Annotated in this window: 21 protein-coding genes; 8 read left to right on the top strand and 13 right to left on the bottom strand. The window is 69.2% G+C overall.

All coding sequences use genetic code 11. The features are described 5' to 3' along the window. The first annotated feature begins 382 nt into the window (after nt 1-382). Both ACXIZN_RS02575 and ACXIZN_RS02570 read left to right on the top strand, forming a co-directional pair. Nucleotides 383-1,888, top strand: coding sequence for a DEAD/DEAH box helicase (locus ACXIZN_RS02575; protein WP_457952343.1), 1,506 nt, complete (start codon nt 383-385; stop codon nt 1,886-1,888). 143 nt (nt 1,889-2,031) lie between these two features. Then, the gene (locus ACXIZN_RS02570) at nt 2,032-3,219 is read left to right on the top strand and encodes an 8-amino-7-oxononanoate synthase (protein ID WP_457952341.1); all 1,188 of its coding nucleotides are present in this window, start codon (nt 2,032-2,034) and stop codon (nt 3,217-3,219) included. On the opposite strand, the gene ACXIZN_RS02565 is transcribed toward ACXIZN_RS02570, so the two are convergent. Both ACXIZN_RS02565 and ACXIZN_RS02560 read right to left on the bottom strand, forming a co-directional pair. Next, complete coding sequence (locus ACXIZN_RS02565; RefSeq protein WP_457952339.1) at nt 3,185-3,667, bottom strand: GNAT family N-acetyltransferase; 483 nt, start codon at nt 3,665-3,667, stop codon at nt 3,185-3,187. The genes ACXIZN_RS02570 and ACXIZN_RS02565 overlap by 35 nt on opposite strands. Nucleotides 3,668-3,700: 33 nt before the next feature. Next, on the bottom strand, nt 3,701-4,534 hold the full coding sequence (locus ACXIZN_RS02560) for a S1 family peptidase (RefSeq protein WP_457952337.1): 834 nt from the start codon (nt 4,532-4,534) through the stop codon (nt 3,701-3,703). 346 nt (nt 4,535-4,880) lie between these two features. Between ACXIZN_RS02560 and ACXIZN_RS02555 the strand changes: the two genes are divergently transcribed. Beyond that, the gene (locus tag ACXIZN_RS02555) at nt 4,881-5,543 is read left to right on the top strand and encodes a M15 family metallopeptidase (RefSeq protein WP_457960440.1); all 663 of its coding nucleotides are present in this window, start codon (nt 4,881-4,883) and stop codon (nt 5,541-5,543) included. 76 nt (nt 5,544-5,619) lie between these two features. Beyond that, a complete protein-coding gene (locus ACXIZN_RS02550; protein WP_457952336.1) occupies nt 5,620-7,014 on the top strand; it encodes a mycothione reductase in 1,395 nt (464 codons plus the stop codon). Between the two features lie 157 nt (nt 7,015-7,171). Here ACXIZN_RS02550 and ACXIZN_RS02545 read toward each other — a convergent pair whose 3' ends face one another. Both ACXIZN_RS02545 and ACXIZN_RS02540 read right to left on the bottom strand, forming a co-directional pair. Next, on the bottom strand, nt 7,172-7,648 hold the full coding sequence (locus tag ACXIZN_RS02545) for a hypothetical protein (RefSeq protein WP_457952335.1): 477 nt from the start codon (nt 7,646-7,648) through the stop codon (nt 7,172-7,174). Nucleotides 7,649-7,738: 90 nt separating this feature from the next. Continuing rightward, the gene (locus ACXIZN_RS02540) at nt 7,739-8,986 is read right to left on the bottom strand and encodes a CynX/NimT family MFS transporter (protein WP_457952333.1); all 1,248 of its coding nucleotides are present in this window, start codon (nt 8,984-8,986) and stop codon (nt 7,739-7,741) included. Nucleotides 8,987-9,034: 48 nt separating this feature from the next. Between ACXIZN_RS02540 and ACXIZN_RS02535 the strand changes: the two genes are divergently transcribed. Beyond that, complete coding sequence (locus ACXIZN_RS02535; RefSeq protein WP_457952331.1) at nt 9,035-9,724, top strand: FadR/GntR family transcriptional regulator; 690 nt, start codon at nt 9,035-9,037, stop codon at nt 9,722-9,724. A gap of 192 nt (nt 9,725-9,916) precedes the next feature. On the opposite strand, the gene map is transcribed toward ACXIZN_RS02535, so the two are convergent. From map to dxr, 6 genes are all read right to left on the bottom strand, one after another. After that, a complete protein-coding gene (gene map / locus ACXIZN_RS02530) occupies nt 9,917-10,774 on the bottom strand; it encodes a type I methionyl aminopeptidase (protein ID WP_126736051.1) in 858 nt (285 codons plus the stop codon). Nucleotides 10,775-10,797: 23 nt separating this feature from the next. Beyond that, nucleotides 10,798-12,603: a penicillin-binding transpeptidase domain-containing protein gene (locus ACXIZN_RS02525; protein WP_457952329.1), complete on the bottom strand. Its 1,806-nt coding sequence runs from the start codon at nt 12,601-12,603 to the stop codon at nt 10,798-10,800. A 49-nt stretch (nt 12,604-12,652) separates the two neighbouring features. Continuing rightward, a complete protein-coding gene (locus ACXIZN_RS02520; protein ID WP_457952328.1) occupies nt 12,653-13,507 on the bottom strand; it encodes a GNAT family N-acetyltransferase in 855 nt (284 codons plus the stop codon). Nucleotides 13,508-13,629: 122 nt separating this feature from the next. After that, entirely contained in the window at nt 13,630-14,781 is a 1,152-nt protein-coding gene (gene ispG, locus ACXIZN_RS02515; RefSeq protein ID WP_167373562.1) for a flavodoxin-dependent (E)-4-hydroxy-3-methylbut-2-enyl-diphosphate synthase, read from the bottom strand. Between the two features lie 118 nt (nt 14,782-14,899). After that, on the bottom strand, nt 14,900-16,141 hold the full coding sequence (locus ACXIZN_RS02510; RefSeq protein ID WP_126736054.1) for a M50 family metallopeptidase: 1,242 nt from the start codon (nt 16,139-16,141) through the stop codon (nt 14,900-14,902). A gap of 3 nt (nt 16,142-16,144) precedes the next feature. Further along, nucleotides 16,145-17,350 (bottom strand): 1-deoxy-D-xylulose-5-phosphate reductoisomerase, encoded by a 1,206-nt coding sequence (dxr, locus tag ACXIZN_RS02505; RefSeq protein ID WP_457952326.1) that lies wholly within the window; start codon nt 17,348-17,350, stop codon nt 16,145-16,147. Between the two features lie 95 nt (nt 17,351-17,445). Between dxr and ACXIZN_RS02500 the strand changes: the two genes are divergently transcribed. After that, nucleotides 17,446-17,715: a DUF2631 domain-containing protein gene (locus tag ACXIZN_RS02500; protein WP_126736056.1), complete on the top strand. Its 270-nt coding sequence runs from the start codon at nt 17,446-17,448 to the stop codon at nt 17,713-17,715. A gap of 12 nt (nt 17,716-17,727) precedes the next feature. Here ACXIZN_RS02500 and ACXIZN_RS02495 read toward each other — a convergent pair whose 3' ends face one another. Next, nucleotides 17,728-18,330, bottom strand: coding sequence for a hypothetical protein (locus ACXIZN_RS02495; RefSeq protein ID WP_457952325.1), 603 nt, complete (start codon nt 18,328-18,330; stop codon nt 17,728-17,730). 305 nt (nt 18,331-18,635) lie between these two features. Here ACXIZN_RS02495 and ACXIZN_RS02490 point away from each other — a divergent pair, with 305 nt between their 5' ends. Beyond that, complete coding sequence (locus ACXIZN_RS02490; protein ID WP_126736058.1) at nt 18,636-19,310, top strand: peptidylprolyl isomerase; 675 nt, start codon at nt 18,636-18,638, stop codon at nt 19,308-19,310. A 4-nt stretch (nt 19,311-19,314) separates the two neighbouring features. On the opposite strand, the gene ACXIZN_RS02485 is transcribed toward ACXIZN_RS02490, so the two are convergent. Both ACXIZN_RS02485 and ACXIZN_RS02480 read right to left on the bottom strand, forming a co-directional pair. Continuing rightward, nucleotides 19,315-19,773, bottom strand: a complete 459-nt coding sequence (locus ACXIZN_RS02485; RefSeq protein WP_457952324.1) for an SMI1/KNR4 family protein — start codon at nt 19,771-19,773, stop codon at nt 19,315-19,317. Between the two features lie 133 nt (nt 19,774-19,906). Beyond that, nucleotides 19,907-20,179, bottom strand: a complete 273-nt coding sequence (locus tag ACXIZN_RS02480) for an SMI1/KNR4 family protein (RefSeq protein ID WP_457952323.1) — start codon at nt 20,177-20,179, stop codon at nt 19,907-19,909. A gap of 330 nt (nt 20,180-20,509) precedes the next feature. On the opposite strand from ACXIZN_RS02480, the gene metH reads away from it, so the two are divergent. Beyond that, nucleotides 20,510-24,118, top strand: a complete 3,609-nt coding sequence (metH, locus tag ACXIZN_RS02475; RefSeq protein ID WP_457952322.1) for a methionine synthase — start codon at nt 20,510-20,512, stop codon at nt 24,116-24,118. The last annotated feature ends 6 nt before the right edge of the window (nt 24,119-24,124 follow it).

Genomic DNA, 24,124 nt, shown 5'->3' with positions numbered 1-24,124 from the left:
GATCCGGCTCCCCCCGAGATCTACACTAAGTTCCACACTGTTTCCCTACTTTAAGTGCCCCGGCCCACCCGGCGTGCCGCGCCGGGAACGACCCTTCGTGGAGACCCTGCCCACAATCGGTCCCTCCGGTTGGGAGGCCGGATAACGGTCCGGTACAGTAGTGACAGACCGCAACCGGCGGCGTGGATGAGTTGGTGTCCGTCGCCTCCAAAGCCAACCGAATGGCTCGCGGTATCCGTATCAACCAATTGGCGCGCGGTGTCACGCAGACGCGGTGTGCCGGGTTCGTCCCTGTGAACGCCCATCTGTGCACACCATCTTGCCTTGCCTGCGTGCGGGCAGCCCGGGCCTCCTTGTGACGTGCCACGTCCGAGAGGCATTTGTGACAGTCACGTTCAACTCCGGCCACGTCTCACCGTCGGCGCGTCAGCACCGCAGTAAGCCGCGCACCCGCCCCGCGGGTGACTCGATGCTGCACAACGACGCCGTCGAGAGTGTCAAGGCCACCACCTGGGCGGAGCTCGGCCTTCCCGAGCCGCTGCTGCGGGCTCTGGCCGACGCCGGTATCACCTCCCCGTTCCCGATCCAGTCGGCGACCATCCCCGACGCGCTCTCCGGCCGCGACGTACTGGGCCGCGCCCAGACCGGTTCCGGCAAGACCCTGGCCTTCGGCCTCGCGATGCTGACCCGGCTCAACGGCGGCCGCGCCCGGCCGAAGCACCCGCGTGCGCTGATCCTGGTCCCGACCCGCGAGCTGGCCATGCAGGTCGCCGACTCGCTGACCCCGCTGGCCAAGTCCCTCGGCCTGTGGTGCCGCACCGCCGTCGGCGGCATGGCCTTCACCCGCCAGGCCGACGCGCTGTCCCGCGGCGTCGACCTGCTGATCGCCACCCCCGGCCGGCTGTCGGACCACGTCCGGCAGGGCACCGCGTCGCTGTCGGACTGCACCTTCATCGCGCTCGACGAAGCCGACCAGATGGCCGACATGGGCTTCATGCCGCAGGTCCGCGAGATCCTCGACCTGACCCCGCGTGACGGCCAGCGCCTGCTGTTCTCCGCCACCCTCGACGGTGACGTCGACCGCCTGGTCCGCGCGTATCTGACCAACCCGGTCACGCACTCGGTCGCCCCGTCGACCGCCAGTGTCACCACCATGGATCACCACGTGCTCCAGGTGTCGCACCAGGACAAGCAGGACATCATCACCGAGATCGGTGCCCGTGAGGGCCGCACGATCATGTTCGTCCGCACCAAGCACCACGTGGACCGCCTCACCGAGCGCCTGCGCGAGAAGGGCGTCCACGCGGCCGCCCTGCACGGCGGCAAGACGCAGGGCCAGCGCAACCGGGTCCTCGCGGACTTCAAGGAGGGCTACGCGCCCGTCCTCGTCGCCACGGACGTCGCCGCGCGCGGTATCCACGTCGACGACATCTCGCTGGTGCTGCACGTCGACCCGGCCGCCGACCACAAGGACTACCTGCACCGCGCCGGCCGCACCGCGCGCGCCGGGGCGTCCGGTGTCGTGGTCACGCTGGTCACCCACGACCAGCGCCGCATGGTGCGCCGGATGACCGACCGCGCCGGTGTCCGCGCCGAGCAGACCACGGTCCGCCCGGGCGACGCCGAGCTCGCTCGCATCACCGGTGCGCAGCAGCCCAGCGGCGAGCCGGTCGTCGAGCGTCGTCGTGAGTCCCCGCGTCGCGGCGGTGGCCGTGGCTACGGTGGCGACCGCGGCGGTTACCAGGGCTCGCGCGAGGGTCACGGTCACCGCGAAGGCGGCCGTCCCGGCGGCTTCCGCGGCCGCCCGCGTCGTGGCGAGTCCGGTGGCGGCAACGGCCGTCCGCAGCGTCCGGGCAACGGCCGCCCGCGTCGCAGCTACGACAGCTGAAGTGACTGAAGCCGGTCCCCTCCGGCGGCCAGTGCCATGAACGGGCCGTTCCTTGCGAATTCCGCGGGGAACGGCCCGTTCGTCGCGTTCGCTGTGGGGACCACCACGCCCGCCGCCGAACGGCGGATGGGAGACTGCGGGACGTGACTTCTTCCGGCCCCGCTTCCCAGAACCTCCCGCCCGACCAGGTCTTCGACTGGCTCGACGTGGAGGCGGAGAAGCGGGCCGAGGCCGGGCTGGTGCGCAAGCTGCGCATCCGGCAGGCGCAGGAACCTGAGCTGGATCTCGCGGGTAACGACTACCTCGGGCTCGCCAGGGACAAGCGCGTCGCCGGTGCCGCGGCCGCGGCGGCGTTGCGCTGGGGCGCCGGGGCCACCGGCTCCAGGCTCGTCTCCGGCACCACCGAGGTCCACGCCGAACTCGAACACGAGCTCGCCCGTTTCTGCGGCACACAGGCCGCGCTGGTCTTCTCGTCCGGCTTCACCGCGAACCTCGGCGCGGTCACCGCGCTGTCCGGCGCGGATTCCGCGATCGTCACGGACAAGTACATCCACGCCTCGCTGATCGAGGGCTGCCGCCTGTCCCGCTCGGACATCGCCGCCGTCGCGCACAGCGACCCGAACGCCTTCAAGCACGCGCTCGCGACCCGCCGCAAGCCGCGCGCGCTCGTCGTCACCGATTCCGTGTTCTCCGTCGACGGCGACATCGCCCCGCTGGAGCGGCTCGCCGGTGTCTGCCGCGAGCACGGCGCTTCACTGCTCGTCGACGACGCGCACGGCTTCGGCGTCCTCGGCGAGGGCGGCCGCGGTGCCGTCCACGCGGCGGGACTCTCCGGCGCACCGGACGTCGTCACCACGATCACGCTGTCGAAATCCCTTGGGGCACAAGGTGGTGCGGTACTCGGGCCGCGTCGGGTGATCAAACATCTCGTGGACACCGCGCGCAGTTTCATCTTCGACACCGGCCTCGCGCCCGCCAGTGCGGCCGCCGCGCTGGCCGCCCTCACCGCGTTGAAGGCCGAGCCCGAACTGGCCACCAAGGTGACCGACGCCGCCGGAAATCTCGCCATGCAGCTGAAATCCGCGGGTTTCCGGGTCAGTCTCCCGGACGCCGCGGTGATCTCGGTGCAGGCGCCGTCGCCGGAATCGGCCGTCGCGTGGGCGGCAGCGTGCGCCGATCAGGGCGTGCGGGTCGGGTGCTTCCGTCCGCCGTCCGTACCCGACGGCATCTCCCGCCTGCGCCTGACCGCGCGGGCCGACCTCACCGAGGCCGACGTGGACCGCGCGGTCGGGGTGATCACGGCCGCGGCGCCTCCCGGCGCCACATCGTGAGGTGCGGGATCCCGTCCTCCATGAACTCTTCGCCTTCGACCACGAAGCCGTACTTGGCGTAGAAATCCGTCGCGTACGTCTGCGCGTCGAGGACGCACGGCGCGTCGCCGATCCCGGCGAGCGCGGTCTCCATCAGGCGTCCCGCGAGTCCCTTTCCGCGTGAGCGGACGGCCGTGCACACCCTGCCGATGCGGAAGGTGCCGCCGGCGTCCTGCAGCACCCGCAGGTACGAATCGACGGCGACGGAACCCCCGATCCAGAGGTGCCGGGTGCCGGGCAGGAGGTCACGCCCGTCGATCTCGTGATAGGCGCAGTCCTGCTCGACGACGAACACGTCCACGCGCAGGCGGAGGATGCCGTGCAGCTGTGCGGCGGTGATCTCGTCACCGGCGACGGACAGCGGGAACGACGAGGTCTCGATGATCGGGGTGTCGGTGGTCACGCCCACTTGTTAGCACATCGGACGTGAAGACGGCACCGATCAGCCGATCAGGCCCCGGTTCTTCTGCTGGGAGATCTCGCTCGCGAAGTGGGAGACACGGGTGTAGACGCCGGGTTTGCCCGCCTTCGCGCAGCCTTCGCCGAACGACACGATCCCGATCAGCGTGTCGCCGACCATGAGCGGCCCGCCCGAATCGCCCTGGCAGGCGTCGATACCGCCTTCGGGGTAGCCGGCGCACACCATGTCGCTCGGGTCGTAGCCCGAGTACGCGGTGCGGCAGGTCTTGTCGCTGACCACCGGGACGACCGCGCTGCGCAGGTAGTCCGACCGCGCGCCGCCCTCGGAGACGCGGCCCCAGCCGAGGACCGTCGCCTTCGTGCCTTCCTCGTACAGGCCGGCGTCGCCGTTGTCCGCGACCTTCGCGGGCCGGTACGGCAGCTGCCCGCTGACCGTCAGCACCGCGATGTCGTCACCCTTTCCGGGATCGCCGCTGTAGTCGGGGCTGACCCAGATCCGCGAAACCCGCAGCTCCACGCCGTCCCGGGAGCGCTTGTCGTCCCGCCCCGCCACCACGCGGATATCGGCGCGCTTGACCGCGACCGCGCAGTGCGCCGCCGTCGCGACCGTCGTGGAACTGACGATCACCGCGCCGCAGTACTGGTTGCCGCCGCGATCGGCCAGATAGACCGCGTACGGGTGCTGCGAGACCGAAGCCTTGCCGCCGCCCACGATCCTCGGCTCGGCCGCCTGTTCCGGACCGCTAATCGAGCTGTCGTCCGCCGCCGCGCTGTTGACCGCGACCGGCACCATCACGGCCGTCGCGAGGACCGCACCGACCGCGAGCAGCAGGGTGCGACGTGACTTCTTGGGCATGTTCTGTCCCTTCACCGGGGCGTACGTACGGTCAGACCCTGGGAAGTCATTCGACTCCAGCGCGTACACGAGCGATCGCGAATACCCTAATCGGAGAAAGCCCGATGCGGTGTCACTGAAACGGGTGGACCTGTGCTCACCGAACGCATCTGTCACCCTGGACACCGTGCGGGCTACGGCGACGGTTCTGGCGGCTACGGCCCTTCTGCTCTTTTCGTGTTCGAGCCCGGCCCCGCCCGCGCCGTCCACTCCCGCGGTGACCAGCGCGCCCGCGAAAACCTCTTCGGCGGCAACGACTCCGCCCACCTCCGCCCCTGCCTGGCAGGTCGGCGCGAAGCCGCTTCCCTTGGGCCGTGACGGTTTCGGACAGATCCTCCCGACTCCTCCCGTGCTGGCGAACCGTTCCCTGCCGACCACCGACCTGCTTCCGCCGCCTGCCGGGAACCGGTTCTCGGGCACGGTGAATCCCGTTCCCGCCGGGATTCTCGCGCGCAGCACCTGGCAGGCGGGATGCCCGGTCGCGGCCGGCCAATTGCGTTATCTCACGCTGTCGTTCTGGGGTTTCGACGGCCGCGCGCATACCGGGGAAATGCTCGTGAACGCGTCGGTGGCGAACGCCGTCGTCACCGTGTTCGGGCAGTTGTTCGCCGCGAAGTTCCCGATCGAGGAAATGCGCGTGACCGCTCCCGCCGAACTCACCGCTCCCCCGACGGGTGACGGGAACAACACCAACGCCTTCGTCTGCCGTCCGGCGCGTGGCCAGACGAACTGGTCCGCGCACGCCTACGGCCTCGCGATCGACGTCAACCCCTTCTGCAACCCGTACACCAAGGGCGACCTCGTGCTGCCCGAGCTCGCGTCGGCGTACCACGACCGAGGAAACCGGCGGCCGGGGATGGTCACCGCCGGGGACCGGACCGTGGCCGCCTTCTCCGCGATCGGCTGGACCTGGGGCGGTACCTGGACGACGCCGAAGGATCTGATGCACTTCAGCGCCAACGGGCGCTGAAGCGGGAACAACCGCTCGCCGTGACAAGTTGGCTAGAGTCGGAACCACCCGCTCCCCCGCCGCAAAGGAAGACAGCGTGCCCCACTACGACCTGGTGATCGTCGGTACCGGATCGGGCAACTCGATCCTCGACCCGCGTTTCGCGGACTGGAACACGGCGATCGTGGAGAAGGGCACGTTCGGCGGGACCTGCCTGAACGTGGGCTGCATCCCGACGAAGATGTTCGTGCACGCCGCCAACGTCGCGGCCACCCCCGCCACGTCGTCGAAGTTCGGCGTCGACGAGGAGCTGACCGGGGTCCGCTGGCGCGACGTCCGCGACCGGATCTTCGGCCGGATCGACCCGATCGCCGCCGGCGGCCGCGAGTACCGCGTCCAGCACGAGGACAACAAGAACGTCACCGTGTACGAGGCCGAAGGCCGCTTCACCGGGCACAAGGAACTGCAGGTCACCTACTCCGACGGCCGTCCGCCGGAGACCATCACCGCCGACAGGTTCGTGCTCGCCGCGGGCGGGCGCCCGGTCGTCCCGGACGTCCCCGGGCTCGCCGAGACCGGCTACCACACCTCCGACACGGTGATGCGGCTCGACGAACTGCCGTCGAGCATCGTGATCCTCGGCGGCGGGTACATCGCGGCCGAGTTCGCGCACGTCTTCGCCTCGTTCGGGGTGGACGTGACCGTGGTCAACCGGTCCGGCGCGCTGCTGCGTTCCGAGGACGACGACGTCAGCGCCCGGTTCACCGAACTGGCCGCGCAGCGGTTCGACGTCCGGCTCGACCGGAAGACCGTCCGCGCGCGCAAGACCGCGTCGGGCGTCGCCCTGGACCTCGAAGGCCCGGAAGGCGCCGAGACCGTCGAGGCCGACGTGCTGCTGGTCGCGACCGGGCGCACCCCGAACTCCGACCTCCTCGACGTCGCCGCCACCGGGGTGACCACGGGTGAGCGCGGGCACGTCGTGGTCGACGAGTACCAGCAGACCGTGGTCGACGGGATCTACGCGCTCGGCGACATCTCGTCGGTCTTCGAGCTGAAGCACGTCGCGAACCACGAGCAGCGCGTCGTGCAGCACAACCTGCTGCACCCGGACGAGCGGATCGAGGCCGACCACCGGTTCGTCCCGCACGCGGTGTTCACCTCCCCGCAGGTCGCTTCGGTCGGGCTGACCGAACGCGAGGCGCGGGAGCGCGGCGTCTCGTACGTCACGTCGCACCAGGACTACGCGGGTATCGCCTACGGCTGGGCGATGGAGGACACCACCGGTTTCGCGAAGCTGCTCGCCGACCCGGCCACCGGGCAGCTGCTGGGCGCGCACATCATCGGCCCGCAGGCGTCTTCGGTGATCCAGCCGCTGATCCAGGCGATGAGCTTCGGCCTCGACGCGAAGAGCATGGCGCGCGGGCAGTACTGGATCCACCCCGCGATGCCGGAACTGGTCGAGAACGCGCTGCTGAACCTGCCCCTGGACTGACCCCCGCTCGCATTTGGTCCTCTGAATGCGGCTCGTCCCGGCCCGATCGGTGACCGTGTCGCGAAAGCCACTTTCAGGACATCACACGTCGCGAAAGTGGCTTTCGCGACCCGCCGCCTGTGCCTTATCTCGCATTTAGTCCTCTGAATGCGGGCGGTCAGACGACGCGGTCGCAGGCGCGGGCCCCGTTCCGCGCCGCGAGCGCGCTCACCGCGTTCCTCTCGACGTCCGAGGCGTCCATCAAGACGGCCGAGCGGGCCCCGTCCCCCGAGAACCGCTCGCCCGCCTCGACGTACCGGCGGATCGCCGCCAAGAACTCCTCCCGCGCGGACGCCGCCCCTCCCTGCACCGCGCGGACCCCCGTCGCCCCCTTGAGGACGTCCTTGGCGTCGTCCACCCGCGTCGCGACGTAGTGCTGCCACTTGCGCAGCTCCGCCGCGGCGTCTCCCTCCGGATCCGGCCAGTAGCGCTCGATGTCCGCACCGCTGTCCTTCCACACCCGCACGCACACCCGGTCCACGGCGCGGTAGAACTCGTGCGGCGAGCCCACCGCCGCGGGCCGCTCCGGCGCCACGGCGACACACACCGCGGCGAAACACGCCAGAGCCGCCCCGTACGCCAGTCCCTCCACCACGCCGACCCCCAGGACCAAGTTTTGAACAGGTTCAACTCGGTCAGGCTATGGCTCCGCCCACGGTGGGGTCAAGATGTTTTTTGAACGCGTTCAGACGAAGCGGCGGCGACCGGCCAAGGCGCCGAAGGTCATCTGCGCGGCGAAGACCACGAGCATCATGATCCAGGGGACGGTCCAGTCGTGGGTGAGGTCGTGAAGCAGCCCGAAGAGGAAGGGCCCGACGGCGGCCATCAGGTAGCCGATGCCCTGCGCCATCCCCGACAGCCGCGCGGTGTCCTCACCGGTGCGCGCCCGCAGCGCGATCACGGTCAGCGCGAGCGAGAAGACGCTCATCCCGAGCCCGATGAGGAGGCACCAGAGCAGCGGCGAGGCGGCGGGCGCCACCATCATGCCGACCATGCCGACGAAACCGGGAACACCCAGCCCGACGATCCACGGGCTCTGGCTCTTGTGCCGCGCGGCCATCGGGGCGACCACGAGACTGATCGGGACGGCGATGAGCGAGATCAGGCCGAGCAGCAGCCCGGAATCACCCTTGCTCACCCCGGCGTCGATCATCACCTCCGGCAGCCAGCCCATCACGACGTAGGCCAAAAAGGCCTGAGTTCCGAAGAAAAGCGTGACCATCCACGCAAGGGGACTACGCAGGAGCGAACGCCCGCTACCCTGCTTGCCTGCCTCGGCAACGGGCGCACGTCCCGCACCGCGGGCTGCGAGAATCCAGACGAGGAGTGCGAGCACCGCCAGTACCGACCAGGCGCCGAGACCTTGGCGCCAGCCGCCGAACGCGTTCTCCAAGGGAGGGGTGAGCGCGGACCCCAGGGCGCCCCCGCCCTGCAGAGCGGCGGTGTACACGCCGGTCATCATGCCGACACGTGCCGGGAAGGAGTCCTTGATGACGACCGGGATCAGTACGTTCGCCAGTGCGATTCCCGCCGTGGCCACCAGGGTCCCCCCGAGCACGACGTACGGGCCGTCGAGCACGCGCAGCACAAGGCCGACGGCCAGCACCGAAAGCGCGGAGGCGATGGCCGCGCCGATACCGAACCGGCGGGCCAGCAGGGGCGCGGCGAGACCGGCGGCCGCGAAACAGAGGCCGGGGAGCGTGGTGAGCACGCCTGCCCAGGTCGCCGTGGCGCCGAGGTCGTCGCGCATCTCGCCGAGCATGGGTCCGACACTGGTGATCGCGGGGCGCAGGTTGAGCGCCACCAGGATCACCGCGACACCGAGCAGCACGCCGCCGGTGATCACTCCCGGCCGCCACTCCGTTTCGATCGAACCTTCGAGTTCAAGGCTTTCGTCGAACGGGGCCACGGATTCTCGAGAGTCGACACGCACGTCGGCTAGTATCACATACATAGGATGATTGGATGAAGGGACAACGCTGTGCCATTGGCCACCACGCGCCGTGCCGGCCTGGTCGATCAGGTCATCGAGCAGCTGCGTGACGCCGTCACGCAGGGAGAATGGCCCATCGGCCAGCGGATTCCGACCGAACCGGAGCTCGCCGGGCAGCTCGGCGTCGGGCGCAACACCGTCCGCGAGGCCGTGCGCGCACTCGCGCACACGGGGCTGCTCGAGGTCCGGCAGGGCGACGGGACCTACGTGCGGGCGACGAGCGAGGTCTCGGGCGCGATCCGGCGGTTGTGCGGTTCGGAACTGCGCGAGGTGCTGCAGGTGCGGCGCATCCTCGAGGTCGAAGGCGCCCGGCTCGCGGCCGCGGCGCGGACCGACGAGGAGGTCGCCGAGCTCAAGGAACTGCTCGAACGCCGCAACGCCGAACTGCGCGAGGGCCATTGGGAGGATTTCGCCCGCCTCGACGCGGAATTCCACTTCGCCGTCGTCCAAAGTGGACATAACACCCTGCTGACCGAGATGTACCGCGGGCTCACCGAGGTGATCACGGCCAGCGTGGCCGCCACGTCGAACGTGACGCCGGGGGGCGAGTACCTGCCGGAGATAGGGCATGAAGGCCTCGCCGAGGCCATCGCCGACCAGGACGCCGACCGGGCCGCCAGCGAGGCGTGCGGTTTCCTGGACGAACTCCTGGCCAGGGTGGAGCAGGACGAGAGCTGACCGGCACAGGGGGCCTAGGCGACCCACTGGGCGTGGCCTTGGTCGAAGGTCCGTGAAGGCCTCCTTGCCTACCCTCAAGGTAGGGAAGGAGGCCTTCACGGACTACGCGATCGCCATCCGAAGCCCCGGCCCAAACACGTGAAGGACCCCTTCACCGCGCTAGACGCAATGAAGGGGTCCTTCACGAGGTGGCTACGGCAGGGTGAGGATCTCGGCGCCGTCCTCGGTCACCACGAGGGTGTGCTCGAACTGCGCCGTCCACTTCTTGTCCTTGGTGGTGACGGTCCAGTCGTCGGCCCAGATGTCGTAGTCGATGGTGCCGAGGGTGATCATCGGCTCGATCGTGAAGGTCATCCCCTGCTCGATCACCGTGTCGACCGACGGCTCCTCGTAGTGCAGCACGGTCGGCGCGGTGTGGAACGCCGGGCCGACGCCGTGGCCGGTGAAGTCACGCACGACGCCGTAGCCGAACCGCTTCGCGTAGGACTCGATGACGCGGCCGATCACGTTGAGCTGCCTGCCGGGGCGGACGGCCTTGATGGCGCGCATCGTCGCCTCGCGCGTGCGCTCGACCAGCAGCCGCGCCTCCTCGGAGACGTCACCCGCCAGGAACGTCGCGTTGGTGTCGCCGTGGACGCCGCCGATGAACGCGGTGACGTCGATGTTGCAGATATCGCCGTCCTCGATCACCGTCGAGTCCGGGATGCCGTGGCAGATCACCTCGTTGAGCGAGGTGCAGCACGACTTCGGGAACGCGCGGTAGCCCAGGGTCGACGGGTACGCGTGGTTGTCCAGCAGGAACTCGTGGATCACCTTGTCGATGTCGTCGGTGGTCGCACCGGGTTTGACGGCCTTGCCGCCCTCCTCGAGCGCCTGCGCCGCGATCCGGCCCGCGACCCGCATCGCCTCGATGACCTCGGGCGTGCGGACCCCGTTGCCCGTGTCGCGTTTCGGCGCCGGCCGGTCGACGTACTCGGGACGGGCGATGCTGGCGGGGACGACTCGCCTCGGCGTCTGGACGCCGGGCTTCAAGGGGGAGCGAACGGACATGAGCCCAGCCTACGACCTGGCGGCTAGCCGAGCCCCGTCAGGAAGCGCTGGGCGGCCTCGACCGCGGGCCTGGACGTTCCCGCGTCGGTCGTCAGCACCGCGAAGGCCAGGTCGCCGGTGTAGCCGACGAACCAGCCGTGCGAACGCGTGCCGTCGCCGAACTGCGCCGTGCCGGTCTTGCCCCGTACGTCCGCCAACGGCTTGAGCAGCGTCGCCGTGCCGTCGGTGACGACCTCGCGCATCATCCCGCGCAGCGCGTCGAGCACCTCCGGCTTGATCGGTTTGCCGAGCCCGGACGACGTCGTGGTCATCCCGCGCACCAGCGTCGGCACCGGGACCTTCCCGGACTGGACCGTCGCGGTGGCGACCGCCAGCCCGAACGGGCTCGTCACGACGGTCCCCTGGCCGAAACCGTTCTCCGCCCGCTGCGCGACGGTGTTCGCCGGCGGGACCGAACCGGTGATCGTGGTCAGGCCGGGGATCACGAAGTCGGCGCCGACGCCGAGGTCGCGTGCGGCGTCGGTCAGCGCGGCGGGCGGCAGGTCGGTGGCGAGTTTCGCGAACGTCGTGTTGCAGGACTTGGCGAACGCCGTGGACAGCGGGACGACGCCGAGCGCGAACTTGCCCTCGTTCGGCACCGTCCGGTTTTCGAACGTGGCCGTGCCGGGGCAGTCGACGGGGCTGTCCGCCCGCACCGAACCCGCGGTCAGCCCCGCGACGGCGGTGGCCATCTTGAACGTGGAGCCCGGCGGGAACCGGCCGGTGAGCGAGATCGCGCCCTGCGGGTCGGCCGGGGCGTTCTGCGCCACCGCCAGCAGTTCGCCGGTCGACGGCTGGATCGCGACCAGCGCGGAGGCCGTCGGGACCGGGGCGAGCGCCCGCTCCGCCGAACCCTGCGTCTTCACGCTGAGCGTGCTGACGACGGCGGGCGCGGGCTTGGGGTTCTCGGAGTGCAGGTCGGTGATCTCGCCGCCGCCCGTGTCGAGCGTGACGACGCGCCAGCCCGCCGAGCCCTCCACCTGGTCCTCGACGAGCGACCGGACCGCGGGCAGCACCTGCTTGCCGAAGTTCTTGTCGTCGGGCAGCAGCCTTTCCTGCTGGCTGAACCGGACGCCCGGCAGATCGTAGATCTCGGGCTTCACCTCTTGATAGCTGTTCGCCCGCAGGCTCACCACCGGATAGCCGGAGCCGGGTTTGAGCGTCTTCATCCCGTCGCGGATCGACTGGCCGGTCACCGACGCCTCGAACCGGTTGAGCGCCGCGCCGAGTTTGTCGGTGACGGCCACCAGATCGCCGGCCTTCGCCGGGTCGAGCACCACGCTGACGACCGTCTGCGGACGCAGCAACGGCAACCCGTCGCGGTCGAGCACCGGCGCGAGCTCCGGCGGATCGGCCTTCAGCGCGATGCTCTGCTGGGCGGCGAGCTGCGGATGGAGCGCAGTCGGCAACCAGCGCACCTTCCAGCCGTCCTGCGTGGAATGGACCTGCGCGTCGGCCTTGTACGTCCAAGTCCGGCCGCGTGGCAGCTTCCAGGTGAGCTGGTAGGTCGCCGTCCCGTTGTCCGCCCCGGACGAATGCTGGACCTGCTTGTCCACGATGGTGATCGACTCGGGGGACAGCGCCTTCCGAGCCATCTCCAGCGACGCGCGCGCGGCCTCCGGCGAATCGGTGAAGGAGGCCGCGGCGGTGACGTCACCGGAGGAAAGACCGCCGAGGAAGCCCGAGATGGCGTCTTCAGGACCGGAATCGGCGAAGAGGCCGCATCCGGCGGCCGAGAGGCCCACCACCCCCGCGAGCACGACGACGGCGACACGACGACCTGCAGGCATGCGTCGGATCCTGCCAGCCCCGGCCTCGTCCGGCCGGACGCGACACGGTCTAGAACAGAACCGTCGCGTACCGGCCGACCTGCTGGAAGCCGATCTTGCGGTACGCGGCGAGCGCCGGGCTGTTGTAGGCGTTGACGTACAGGCTCGCCGTGCGGCCCATCCCGCGGACGAGCCTGGTCACCACGGACGCCGTCCCGGCCGTGCCGACCCCGCCGCCGCGGCGTTCCGGATGCACCCAGACACCCTGGATCTGGCCGACCGTCGAGGACATCGCGCCGATCTCGGCCTTGAAGACGACCTCGCCGTCCTCGAACCGGGCGAACGCGCGGCCGCCGGCGATCAGCTCGGCGACGCGGGCGCGATATCCGGCGCCACCGTCACCGCTGCGCGGGTCGACGCCGACCTCCTCGATGAACATGGCGATCGCGGCCGGGAGATACCGGTCGAGTTCCTCCGGGCGTACCGCGCGGACCAGCGGATCGGCGGCGACGGACGGGATCCCGTCGAGCGCCATCAACGGCTGGTCGTGCCGGACTTCCCTGGCGGGGCCCCATTCCGGCTCGAGTTCGTCCCAGAGCCCCAGAACCTGCTCGGCCGGGCCGACCAGTGACGAACAGGTGCGCTGACGGCGCAGGGCGCGATCGGCGAAAGAACGCAGGGCCGAGGCGTTGCCGCGCAAGGGGATCAAGTTCGGCCCGGAGAAGCACAGCCCCTGGAGCCTGCCCGCGCGAACGGGGCGGGAATCCGCGGCCCAGAGCTCACCACCGAGCCGCCAGGGGTCGAGACCCGCGGTCTCCACCCTGGCACTGACCATGCAGCTGCCGACCGGGTCTGTGGCGAGCGCGGCACGGACCGCGGGATAGTCCCGATCATCGAGCAGCCGTGCACCTGCAAGCCGCAACACCACTCCAGGGTGCCAGATCGACGGCGTAAACGGAACGCAAGCTTCACGACACGCTGAGAGAACTTCGGCAGGTCGAGATCACCACGCCGGGAAAGGTCCGTTCCCGGCGTGGTCTCGACCACTCAGCCGACGGTGACGGTGGGCTCGCCCTCGCCGATCGTCTGGCCCGACTCCTCGGCGATGCGCATGGCCTCTTCGATCAGCGTCTCGACGATCGCGTGCTCGGGCACGGTCTTGATGACCTCGCCCTTCACGAAGATCTGGCCCTTGCCGTTGCCCGAAGCGACGCCGAGGTCGGCCTCGCGTGCCTCGCCGGGGCCGTTGACGACGCAGCCCATGACCGCGACGCGCAGCGGGACCTCCATGCCCTCCAGCCCGGCGGTCACCTGCTCGGCGAGGGTGTAGACGTCCACCTGCGCGCGGCCGCACGAGGGGCAGGAGACGATCTCGAGCTTGCGCTCCTTGAGGTTGAGCGACTGCAGGATCTGGATCCCGACCTTGACCTCTTCCACCGGCGGCGCCGAGAGCGACACGCGGATGGTGTCGCCGATGCCCTGGCGCAGCAGCGCGCCGAACGCGACGGCCGATTTGATGGTGCCCTGGAACGCCGGGCCCGCCTCGGTGACGCCGAGGTGCAGCGGGTAGTCGCACTGCTCGGCGAGGATCTCGTACGCGCGCACCATGACCACCGGGTCGTTGTGCTTCACGGAGATCTTCACGTCGTAGAAGTCGTGCTCGGCGAACAGCGACGCCTCCCACAGCGCCGACTCGGCCAGCGCCTCCGGGGTCGCCTTGCCGTACTTGTCCATGATCCGCTTGTCCAGCGAACCGGCGTTGACGCCGATCCGGATCGGGGTGCCGTGGTCCTTCGCGGCCCGCGCGATCTCCTTGACCTGGTCGTCGAACTTGCGGATGTTGCCCGGGTTCACCCGGACCGCCGCGCAGCCCGCCTCGATCGCGGCGAAGACGTACTTCGGCTGGAAGTGGATGTCGGCGATCACCGGGATCTGCGACTTCTTCGCGATCGCGGGCAGCGCCTCGGCGTCGTCCGCCGACGGGCACGCGACGCGGACGATGTCACAGCCCGCAGCGGTCAGCTCGGCGATCTGCTGCAGGGTCGCGTTGACGTCGGAGGTGAGCGTGGTGGTCATCGACTGCACCGAGATCGGGTGCTCGCTGCCGACGCCGACCGGCCCGACCTGCAGCTGTCGGGTCTTGCGACGCTCGGAGAGGACGGGAGGAGGAAGCGCTGGCATACCAAGAGCGACAGTCACGTCCTCAAGCGTACCTACCCCGATCGGCGGACATCCACGACGTCAGCCGTCACGGTGAGCAGCATTACCTGGGCAGCGCAACGATGCTGACAGCGCGCTCTCCCGCCGTCCTCCCGCGTCACTGGAACAGCTTGACCGGGTTCACGATGTCGGCGGTGACGGTGAGCAGAGTCACCGCGCCGCCGATGAAGACGAGCACCATCGTCACCGCGGACAGCTTCGTGTAGTCGACCGGACCACCCGCCGCCTTGCCGCGCAGTTTGCGGAACCAGTCCCGCACGCGCTCGTACCAGACGACCGCGATATGCCCGCCGTCGAGCGGGAGCAGCGGCAGCAGGTTGAACACGCCGATGAAGAAGTTCAGGCTCGCCAGCAGGAGCACGAAGATCTCCCACAGACCGCGCTCGGCGGCCTCGCCACCGATCCGGCTGGCACCGACCACGCTGACCGGGGTGTTCGGGTCGCGCTCGCCGCCGAAGATGGAGTCCACCACCGCCGGGATCCGCGACGGGAACTCGATCAGCCGCTTGGCGGTCTCGGAGAACATCGTGCCGGTGAAGGAGAACGTCGCGCCGACAGCGTCCACCGGGCCATAGCTCAGCAGCGGCGGCGCGGTGTTCTGGATCGGCGAAGCGCCGATCATGCCGACGTCCTTGACCGTGGTGTTGTTGGAACCGTCGGCGACCAGCCGCTGCACGCGCGGCACGTCGACGGTCAGGTTCAGCGTCTGGCCGTTCCGTTCGACCACGAACGGCGTCGGGCCACTGGCGACCTGGACGGCGGCGAGCATCTCGCGCCAGGTCTTGATCGGCTTGCCCGCGACGGAGACGACCTTGTCGCCGGCCTGGAGACCGGCGGTCTTCGCGGGTGTCGGGGCGCCGGGCGGGCAGGCCGTGTCGTTCAGCTGCTCGACGGTGGTGGCCGGACGAGCACACGACGTGGCGCTGATCACGGCCTCGGTGGGCGCGGCCTGCGCGGCCGGATTCGGCAGGCCCATGGTGACGGCCATCAGGTACAGGATGATGAACCCGAGGATGAAGTGCATCGCCGAACCCGCCGACATGACGACGGTGCGCTTCCAGGTCTTGAAGCGCCACATCGCGCGCTTCGACTCTTCCGGGGTGACCTCGTCGAGCGCGGTCATGCCCGCGATGTCGCAGAACCCGCCGAGCGGGATCCACTTCATGCCGTACTCGGTCTCGCCGCGGCGGAAGGAGAAGATCGTCGGCCCGAAGCCGATGAAGTAGCGCCGGACCTTCATGCCGAAGGCTTTCGCCGCCCACATGTGACCGGCCTCGTGCAGCGCGACGGACAGGCAGATGCCCAGCGCGAACAGCACGATCCCGAGAATGAAGACCACGCGCTACTTCCCCTTACCGATCAGCGCACCGGCACGCGCGCGAGCCCAGCGCTCGGCAGCTAGTACGTCATCAACGTCGCGAGGTTCACGACGCCATTCGTCGGCGGCTTCCACCACCTGGGCAATAGTGTCCACAATCGAGGTGAAGCCGGTGTTCTGTGCCAGGAAGGCGGCCACCAGCTCCTCGTTCGCCGCGTTGTAGACGGCCGGGACACAGCCGCCGACCGTTCCGGCGTGCCTCGCCAGCTCGACGGCGGGGAACGCGTCGTTGTCCAACGGCTCGAACGTCCAGCTCGCTGGCTTGTCCCAGACGCACGCGGCCGCGGCGCCGGGGACGCGGTCCGGCCAGTGCAGGGCGAGCGCGATCGGCAGCCGCATGTCGGGCGGACTGGCCTGGGCGATCGTCGAGCCGTCCACGAAGGTCACCATCGAGTGGATGATCGACTGCGGGTGGACGACCACGTCGATGCGGTCGGTCTCGATGTCGAACAGGAGCTTCGCCTCGATCAGCTCCAGCCCCTTGTTGACCAAAGTGGACGAGTTGATCGTGATGAGCGGGCCCATCGACCAGGTCGGATGCGCCATCGCCTGCTCGACGGTGACGTCGGCGAGTTCCTCGCGTTCGCGGCCTCGGAACGGGCCACCCGACGCGGTGAGCACCAGCCGGGCGACCTCGGACTCGCGGCCGGCGCGCAGGGCCTGCGCGATCGCGGAGTGCTCGGAGTCGACGGGCACCAGCTGGCCGGGCTTGGCCGCGGCCAGCACGAGCGGCCCGCCCGCGATCAGCGACTCCTTGTTGGCCAGCGCGAGCGTGGCGCCGGTGGCGAGCGCGCGCAGGGTCGGCGGGAGCCCCTGGGAGCCGGGGAGCGCGTTGAGCACGACGTCGACCGGGGTGGCGTCGATCATCTCGACGACCGCGTCGGCCCCGGCGAAGATGCGCGGGAGCTTGAAGTCGCCGCGGTTGTAGCCGCGCTTCTGCGCCTCGGCGTACAGCGCGAGCTGCAGGTCTTCCACGGCCGTCGGCCTGCTGATCGCCACGGCGTCGACCTGGTGCGCCAGGGCCTGCGCGGCCAGCGCGGCGGGGTCGGACCCGCCCGCGGCGATCCCGGCGACCCGGAACAGCTCCGGGTTGCGGGCCGCGACGTCGAGGGCCTGGGCGCCGACCGATCCGGTCGAACCGAGCACGAGCACACTTCGCGAGGTAGTCATCGGGGCTCATTGTCGCTTGGGGCCCGTCGGGCGCGTGCAGCCAGGTGTGGGATCATTCGCGGGCAAGCGAACCATCGGGTTTTGAGGAGTTGATCGTGGCGAGCAAGGCGGTCGAAAAGCGCGGCCGGGTGGGCGTCGACACCGTTGACCCCCGCGACGAGCCGTCGGCCGAGTGGGGCTGGCACGGTTCCTTCCCGAAGGCGACGCGGATCGCGGGCTGGCTGACCGCGATCATCCTGCTGGTGATGCTGTACGGCAACCACCACGGCTGGACCGAGAACCTGTGGCTGATCGGCCTGTCCCTGCTGCTCGTGTTCGGCCTCGTGCTGGACATCCGCAAGCAGCGCACGGCCTGGCGCAAGTAGCTTGTTCACGGCTCAATGGCCCCTGTCCACCTTCGTGGTCAGGGGCCATCGGCCGTTCTGGGACCACAACTCGCCGACGATCTTGACCGCGTCGCCCGCCTCGACCCCGTAGCGATGCCGGTACTTCGCCGCCGGCCGCTGGACGACCGCGGCGACCTCCCCGATGGCGACGTTGTTCCACGAGTCGTTCGGGTAGAACTGCCGCATCACGGCGAGGAACCGGCCGGTCGCCCAGACCGGATCGGTCCGCTGCTCGAAACTCCCCCAGCTCGCGCGCTGCTGGAAGAGTCCGACCGAGTCGCCGAGACCGCCGTCGAGGTTGGCGATGCTGGACTCGACGATCACCGTGGCGATCGCGATGGCCGCCGCGCGATCGTTGAGCCCCGCTCTCTGGACCGTCTCGACGATCACTCTGGCGCACGACGTGTTGTACGGGTTCATGTAGCCGCGCATCTTGGTGGCGAGCTGCTGGTTGAGGCTTTTGGCGGCGTCCGCGTCGTCGCTCGTCGCGCCTGCTTGGACGCAGGGCAGGGCGACGTGCTCGACCTGGTCGGGGCGGATCTCGGTGGGCGGGAGCAGGACGAGGGAAAGGGCGAGGTACGCGGCGGTGAACATGCGGCTCCAGGTGATCTTGAGTGGCGATTCGTGTTCTAGCCCGAATCGGCGGTCACGACCACCTGGACCGATGTCTCACCGCCACCCTCACCCGCCCGATGGACATGAAGGCCGAGTTTCCTCAGCTGACGCGCCCGCCTCTGCGATTGCTGTTGCACCTGGGGCGATTGGGGCGATGGCGAGGTAGTGAAGGCCTCCTTCACTACCTTGAGGGTAGGCAAGGAGGCCTTCACGGACCGACGCGAGGCAGCGCGCCCACGTGAACGGCTACCCGACGACCATCCTTTTGGGTTAGGTTCCCCCTCATGAAGCTGCGCTGGGGTGTCACCGCTGTCGTTTCCGCTCTCGCCGCCGTCCTGCTGCCCGGCGTGGCCACCGCCGCGCCCGCCCCGGCGTCCCTGCCGATCGTGCGCTGCGAGTTCACGCCGACACCGGAAAACCCCGCGGCCCGCCCGGTCCTGCGCCCGCTCCCCTTCGCGTTCACGCGCGGCACCGTCGACGTCACCTTCCGCTTCAACTACGGCCCGGTGACCGTGCGCCTGAACCGCGCCGGCGCCGCTCCGTGCGCCGTCCACAACCTGGCGAGCCTGGCGCTCCAGCGTTTCTACGACCACAGCCAGTGCTGGCGCCTCACGAACTCGTCGCGCCTCGGTGTGCTCCAGTGCGGCGACATCTACGAAGCCGAGAAGGGCGGGCCGGGCTACAAGTTCCCGGACGAGGTCGACGGCACTGAGACCTACGAACGCGGCACCATCGCCATGGGCAACCAGGGCCCCGGCACGAACGGCAGCGAGTTCTTCATCGTGCACTCGTTCGCGAACATCCCGAAGAACTACTCGGTGATGGGCAAGGTCGTGCGGGGCATGGAGGTGCTGGACCGGATCGTGGCGAACGGCATCATCCCGACGGATCCGAACGGTCCCGCCGACGGGCTGCCCGCGAAGCCGGTGAAGATCCAGAAGGCGACTGTGGGTTTCTGATCGTTCAGACTCGCGAGTCACCGGATTCGACCAGGAGCCCGAGGAATTCGGCGAGATCACGGGCGATCCGGCGGGGAACCCGATCTTCGTCGAGATAAACGACGGATGGCTCAGCATCGCCATCGCATTCGCGATAGTCGAGCATGACCGCGTCGTGCCCACCGGAAGGCATGTCGAAGAGGACGATCCCGATATCCGGGTACCCCCACTCCGCGATCATGCCCTTGCTTCCGTGTCCGCCGCTTGAGTCGATTCCTTGGGCACCGCCGATTCCGATCAGCGATCGCACCTCGAAATGATCGGCCACCCAGAGGTCGGGAACGAAGTCGGACACCGCCTGCGCCGGAGGAACCCCGCCGTTCGCCCGGCGCAGGACGTCCAAATAGGACGACGGGAGGCGATACCCGAGTCGTTTCTCGGTCTCAGCGATCAGCGCATCGTCGACAGGTGGGCCTGCGAACATGTCTACGCTTGCGAACGGTTCGACCACCGTCGTCCTCCCCAAAACACTGCTCGCCGAAGTCAGACAGATTCCTGTGTGAGAACGAATTCGGCGATCTCCTTCCGCCGGAGCGTTCTCCAGACCGGATCCCGCGTCACCGATTCCAGCCAGTCCTCGAAATCGATGCCGTCGCTGCGAAACCACCACACCGCACCCCGGGAGCGCTGTACACACCGAGGAACTCCAGTCCCGCGATGTCCCAGGTGCCGAATTCCTCGACCAGGCGTCGATACGACCGAGGGAACTCGACACCCAGAGTTCGTTCCGCGGCGGCGATCGTCCCCTCGTTCGCACCGTCGGCGCGGTTCGACACGTCGCCGTTCGCACGCACCAGTTCGATCAGTCGCTCGCTCGCGTCGATGCTCATTCGATGACTCGGCCTTCCCGTCGCCGCGGCGACCACATCCCGCGCCGAACGCACGATGGTGGCATTACCGAAATCCGGCAACGACCCCCGCATGATCGACGTCGGCCACAGGATCGTGGCCCACGCAGGCCGAAACCCGCCATCCCACGATGCGGGAAAGCCGAACCCGCGCTGGCCAGCACGAGAGCAATTCAGGCGAAGTGCCCTTGTCCTGATCCGGTAGTCTTGAGCACCAAGGTCGAGAGGCGCTGCAACGGACCGCCGGGTCCGCCACGCTCGGCCCCGGACTTCACCGCAAGGGCGCCTCCCACGACATGGGAGGAGCGCTGGATGGAAACGACGGCCCTGCGAAAGCTGCTTGATGAGCGCATCGTCGTGCTCGACGGGGCGTGGGGGTCGATGCTCCAGAACGCCGGCCTCAAGCCGGAGGATTACCGCACCGAGCGGTTCCAGGACCATCCCCGTGACATCACCGGCGACCCCGACCTGCTGAACATCACGAGGCCGGACGTCGTGCTCGACATCCACCGCCAGTATCTGGACGCCGGCGCGGACATCACGACCACGAACACGTTCACCGCCACCACGATCGGCCAGGCGGACTACGGGCTCGAGCATCTCGCGTACGAGATGAACCTCCGTGGCGCCCAGATCGCCCGCGAGGCGGCGGACGCGGCGGGCGGGAAGTTCGTCGCCGGGTCGGTCGGGCCACTGAACGTCACGTTGTCGCTGTCACCCAAGGTCGAGGACCCGGCGTTCCGCGCGGTCACCTTCGACGAGGTGTACGCCGCGTACGCCGACCAGATCAAGGCGCTCGCCGAGGGCGGCGTGGACCTGCTGCTCATCGAGACGATCTTCGACACGCTCAACTGCAAGGCCGCCATCGCCGCCGCCCGCGACGTCGCGCCGCATCTGCCGCTGTGGATCTCGGTGACGATCGTCGACCTGAGCGGCCGGACGCTGTCCGGGCAGACGGTCGAGGCGTTCTGGAGCTCCATCGAGCACGCGGATCCGCTGCTCGTCGGCGTCAACTGTTCGCTGGGCGCCGAGGAGATGCGCCCGCACATCGCCGAGCTGTCCCGCCTCGCGGGCACGTACACCGCCTGCCACCCGAACGCGGGTCTGCCGAACGCGTTCGGCGGTTACGACCAGACGCCCGAGGAGACCGGCGGGCTGCTCGGCGACTTCGCCACGGCCGGGATGGTCAACGTCGTCGGCGGCTGCTGCGGCACGACCCCCGCGCACATCAAGGAGATCGCCGACGCCGTCCGCGGGATGAAGCCGCGGAACGTCCCGGCCCCGAAGCCGCACACCAGGTTCAGCGGGCTGGAGCCGTTCGAGATCGGCAAGGACACCGGGTTCGTCATGATCGGCGAGCGGACCAACGTCACCGGTTCCGCCAAGTTCCGCAAGCTGATCGAGGCCGACGACCACCAGGCCGCCGTCGACGTCGCGCTGGAGCAGGTCCGCGGCGGGGCGAACCTGCTGGACGTCAACATGGACGCCGACCTGCTCGACAGCGAAAAGGCGATGACCACGTTCCTGAACCTCATCGCCACCGAACCCGAGGTCGCCCGGCTGCCGATCATGATCGACAGCTCGCGCTGGACGGTGCTCGAGGCCGGGCTGAAATGCGTGCAGGGCAAGGGAGTCGTCAACTCCATCAGCCTCAAGGAGGGCGAGGAGCAGTTCCTCCAGCAGGCCCGCCGCATCCGCGACTACGGCGCGGGCGTGGTCGTGATGGCCTTCGACGAACAGGGCCAGGCCGACACCGCCGACCGGAAGGTCGAAATCTGCGCCCGCGCCTACGATCTGCTCACCCAGCAGGCGGGTTTCGTCGCCGAGGACATCATCTTCGACCCGAACGTGCTCGCGGTCGCGACCGGTATCTCCGAGCACAACGGGTACGCCAAGGCGTTCATCGACGCGCTGCCGCGGATCAAGGAACGCTGCCCCGGCGTGCACATCAGCGGCGGTATCTCGAACCTCTCCTTCTCCTTCCGCGGCAACAACGTCGTGCGCGAGGCGATGCACTCGGCCTTCCTGCTGCACGCGGTGCGCGCCGGGCTGGACATGGGCATCGTCAACGCCGGGCAGCTCGCGGTCTACGAGGACATCCCCAAGGATCTGCTGGAGCTGGTCGAGGACGTGCTCTTCGACCGCCGCGAGGACGCCACCGACAGGCTCGTCACGTTCGCGGAAACGGTCAACGGCAAGGGAACCCAGCGCACGGTCGACCTTTCCTGGCGCGACAACACCGTCGAGGCACGGCTGAGTCACGCGCTGGTGCACGGCATCGTCGACTACATCGAAGAGGACACCGAGGAAGCGCGCCAGAAGCTGCCGAAGCCGCTGGAGGTCATCGAAGGCCCCCTCATGGACGGCATGAAGATCGTCGGCGACCTGTTCGGGTCCGGCAAGATGTTCCTGCCGCAGGTGGTCAAGAGCGCGCGCGTGATGAAGCGGTCGGTCGCCTACCTCGAACCGTTCATGGAGGCCGAGAAGGAGAAGGCGCGCCTCGAAGGCCGGATCGAAACCCGCCAGGGCAACGGGAAGGTCGTCCTGGCGACGGTCAAGGGCGACGTGCACGACATCGGCAAGAACATCGTCGGCGTCGTCCTCGGCTGCAACAACTACGAGGTGATCGACCTCGGCGTGATGGTCCCGGCCTCGGTCATCCTGGACACCGCCGTCTCCGAAGGCGCCGACGCCATCGGGCTTTCGGGCCTGATCACGCCGTCGCTGGACGAGATGGTCAACGTCGCCGCCGAAATGGAGCGGCGCGGGCTGAAGCTGCCGCTGCTGATCGGCGGCGCGACCACGTCACGCCAGCACACCGCGGTCCGCATCGCGCCCGCGTACGAGCACACGACCGTGCACGTCCTCGACGCCTCCCGCGTCGTCGGCGTCGTCGGCGACCTGCTCGACGCCGACCGCGCCGAGATCCTCGACAAGAAGAACCGCGAGGACCAGGAAGAGCTGCGCGTCCAGCACGCGAACAAGCAGCGGACGCCGTTGCTGACGGTCGAGGAGGCGAGGGCCAACCCGGAGAAGGTCTCCTTCGACGACATCCCGACGCCCGCGTTCACCGGCGTCCGGTACGTCTCGCCGTCGCTCACCGAGCTGCGCGAGATGATCGACTGGACCTTCCTGTTCCTGGCCTGGGAGCTGAAGGGCAAGTACCCGGCGATCCTGAACAACCCGGTGGCCAGGGAGCTGTTCGACGACGCGAACACCCTGATGGACCAGATCATCGCCGAAGAGCGGTTCCAGGCGAAGGGCGCGTACGCGTTCTGGCCGGCGCACTCCGAGGGCGACGACATCATCCTGGAGTCGGGCGTCAAGTTCCCGATGCTGCGCCAGCAGACCAAGAAACCGCTGTCGCGGCCCAACCGCTGCCTGGCGGACTACATCGCCCCGGCCGGCGCGGGCGACCATCTCGGCGGCTTCGCGGTCACCATCCTCGGTGCCGAGGACTTCGCGGCCGAGTTCGAGGCCAAGCAGGACGACTACCGCGCCATCATGGTGAAGGCGCTCGCGGACCGGCTCGCCGAGGCGTTCGCCGAGTACCTCCACCTCAAGGCACGGCGGGACTGGTTCGAGCCGGACGCCGATCCGAAGCTGGAGGATCTGCACGCCGAAAGGTTCCGCGGCATCCGCCCGGCGCTGGGCTACCCGGCGAGCCCGGACCACAGCGAGAAGCGGGAGCTGTTCGAGCTGCTCGATTCCGACCGGCTCGGGATGGGGCTGACCGAGTCGTTCGCGATGACGCCGGCGGCGAGCGTCAGCGGGCTGATCTTCGCCCACCCCGATTCCCGGTACTTCACCGTCGGACGGCTCGGCAAGGACCAGGTCGAGGACTACGCCGCCCGCCGAGGCCTCGAACTGTCCACTATGGAGCAGTGGCTGCGGCCGAACCTCGCCTACGAGCCCGAATGACACAAT

The organism is Amycolatopsis sp. TRM77291 (assembly GCF_054166285.1).
The sequence above is the reverse complement of the archived record's forward strand: the minus strand, read 5'-3'. Positions and strand labels throughout refer to the sequence as shown.

What these genes read in the sequence shown, in the direction of transcription:
- ACXIZN_RS02480 (WP_457952323.1), bottom strand. Translation starts at nt 20,179, where the DNA reads ATGAGCATCGACGCGAGCGAGCGACTGATCGAACTGGTGCGTGCGAAC.
- ACXIZN_RS02525 (WP_457952329.1), bottom strand. Translation starts at nt 12,603, where the DNA reads ATGCCTGCAGGTCGTCGTGTCGCCGTCGTCGTGCTCGCGGGGGTGGTG.
- ACXIZN_RS02495 (WP_457952325.1), bottom strand. Translation starts at nt 18,330, where the DNA reads ATGTTCACCGCCGCGTACCTCGCCCTTTCCCTCGTCCTGCTCCCGCCC.
- ACXIZN_RS02560 (WP_457952337.1), bottom strand. Translation starts at nt 4,534, where the DNA reads ATGCCCAAGAAGTCACGTCGCACCCTGCTGCTCGCGGTCGGTGCGGTC.
- map (WP_126736051.1), bottom strand. Translation starts at nt 10,774, where the DNA reads ATGTCCGTTCGCTCCCCCTTGAAGCCCGGCGTCCAGACGCCGAGGCGA.
- metH (WP_457952322.1), top strand. Translation starts at nt 20,510, where the DNA reads ATGGAAACGACGGCCCTGCGAAAGCTGCTTGATGAGCGCATCGTCGTG.
- ACXIZN_RS02490 (WP_126736058.1), top strand. Translation starts at nt 18,636, where the DNA reads ATGAAGCTGCGCTGGGGTGTCACCGCTGTCGTTTCCGCTCTCGCCGCC.
- ACXIZN_RS02485 (WP_457952324.1), bottom strand. Translation starts at nt 19,773, where the DNA reads ATGTTCGCAGGCCCACCTGTCGACGATGCGCTGATCGCTGAGACCGAG.
- dxr (WP_457952326.1), bottom strand. Translation starts at nt 17,350, where the DNA reads ATGACTACCTCGCGAAGTGTGCTCGTGCTCGGTTCGACCGGATCGGTC.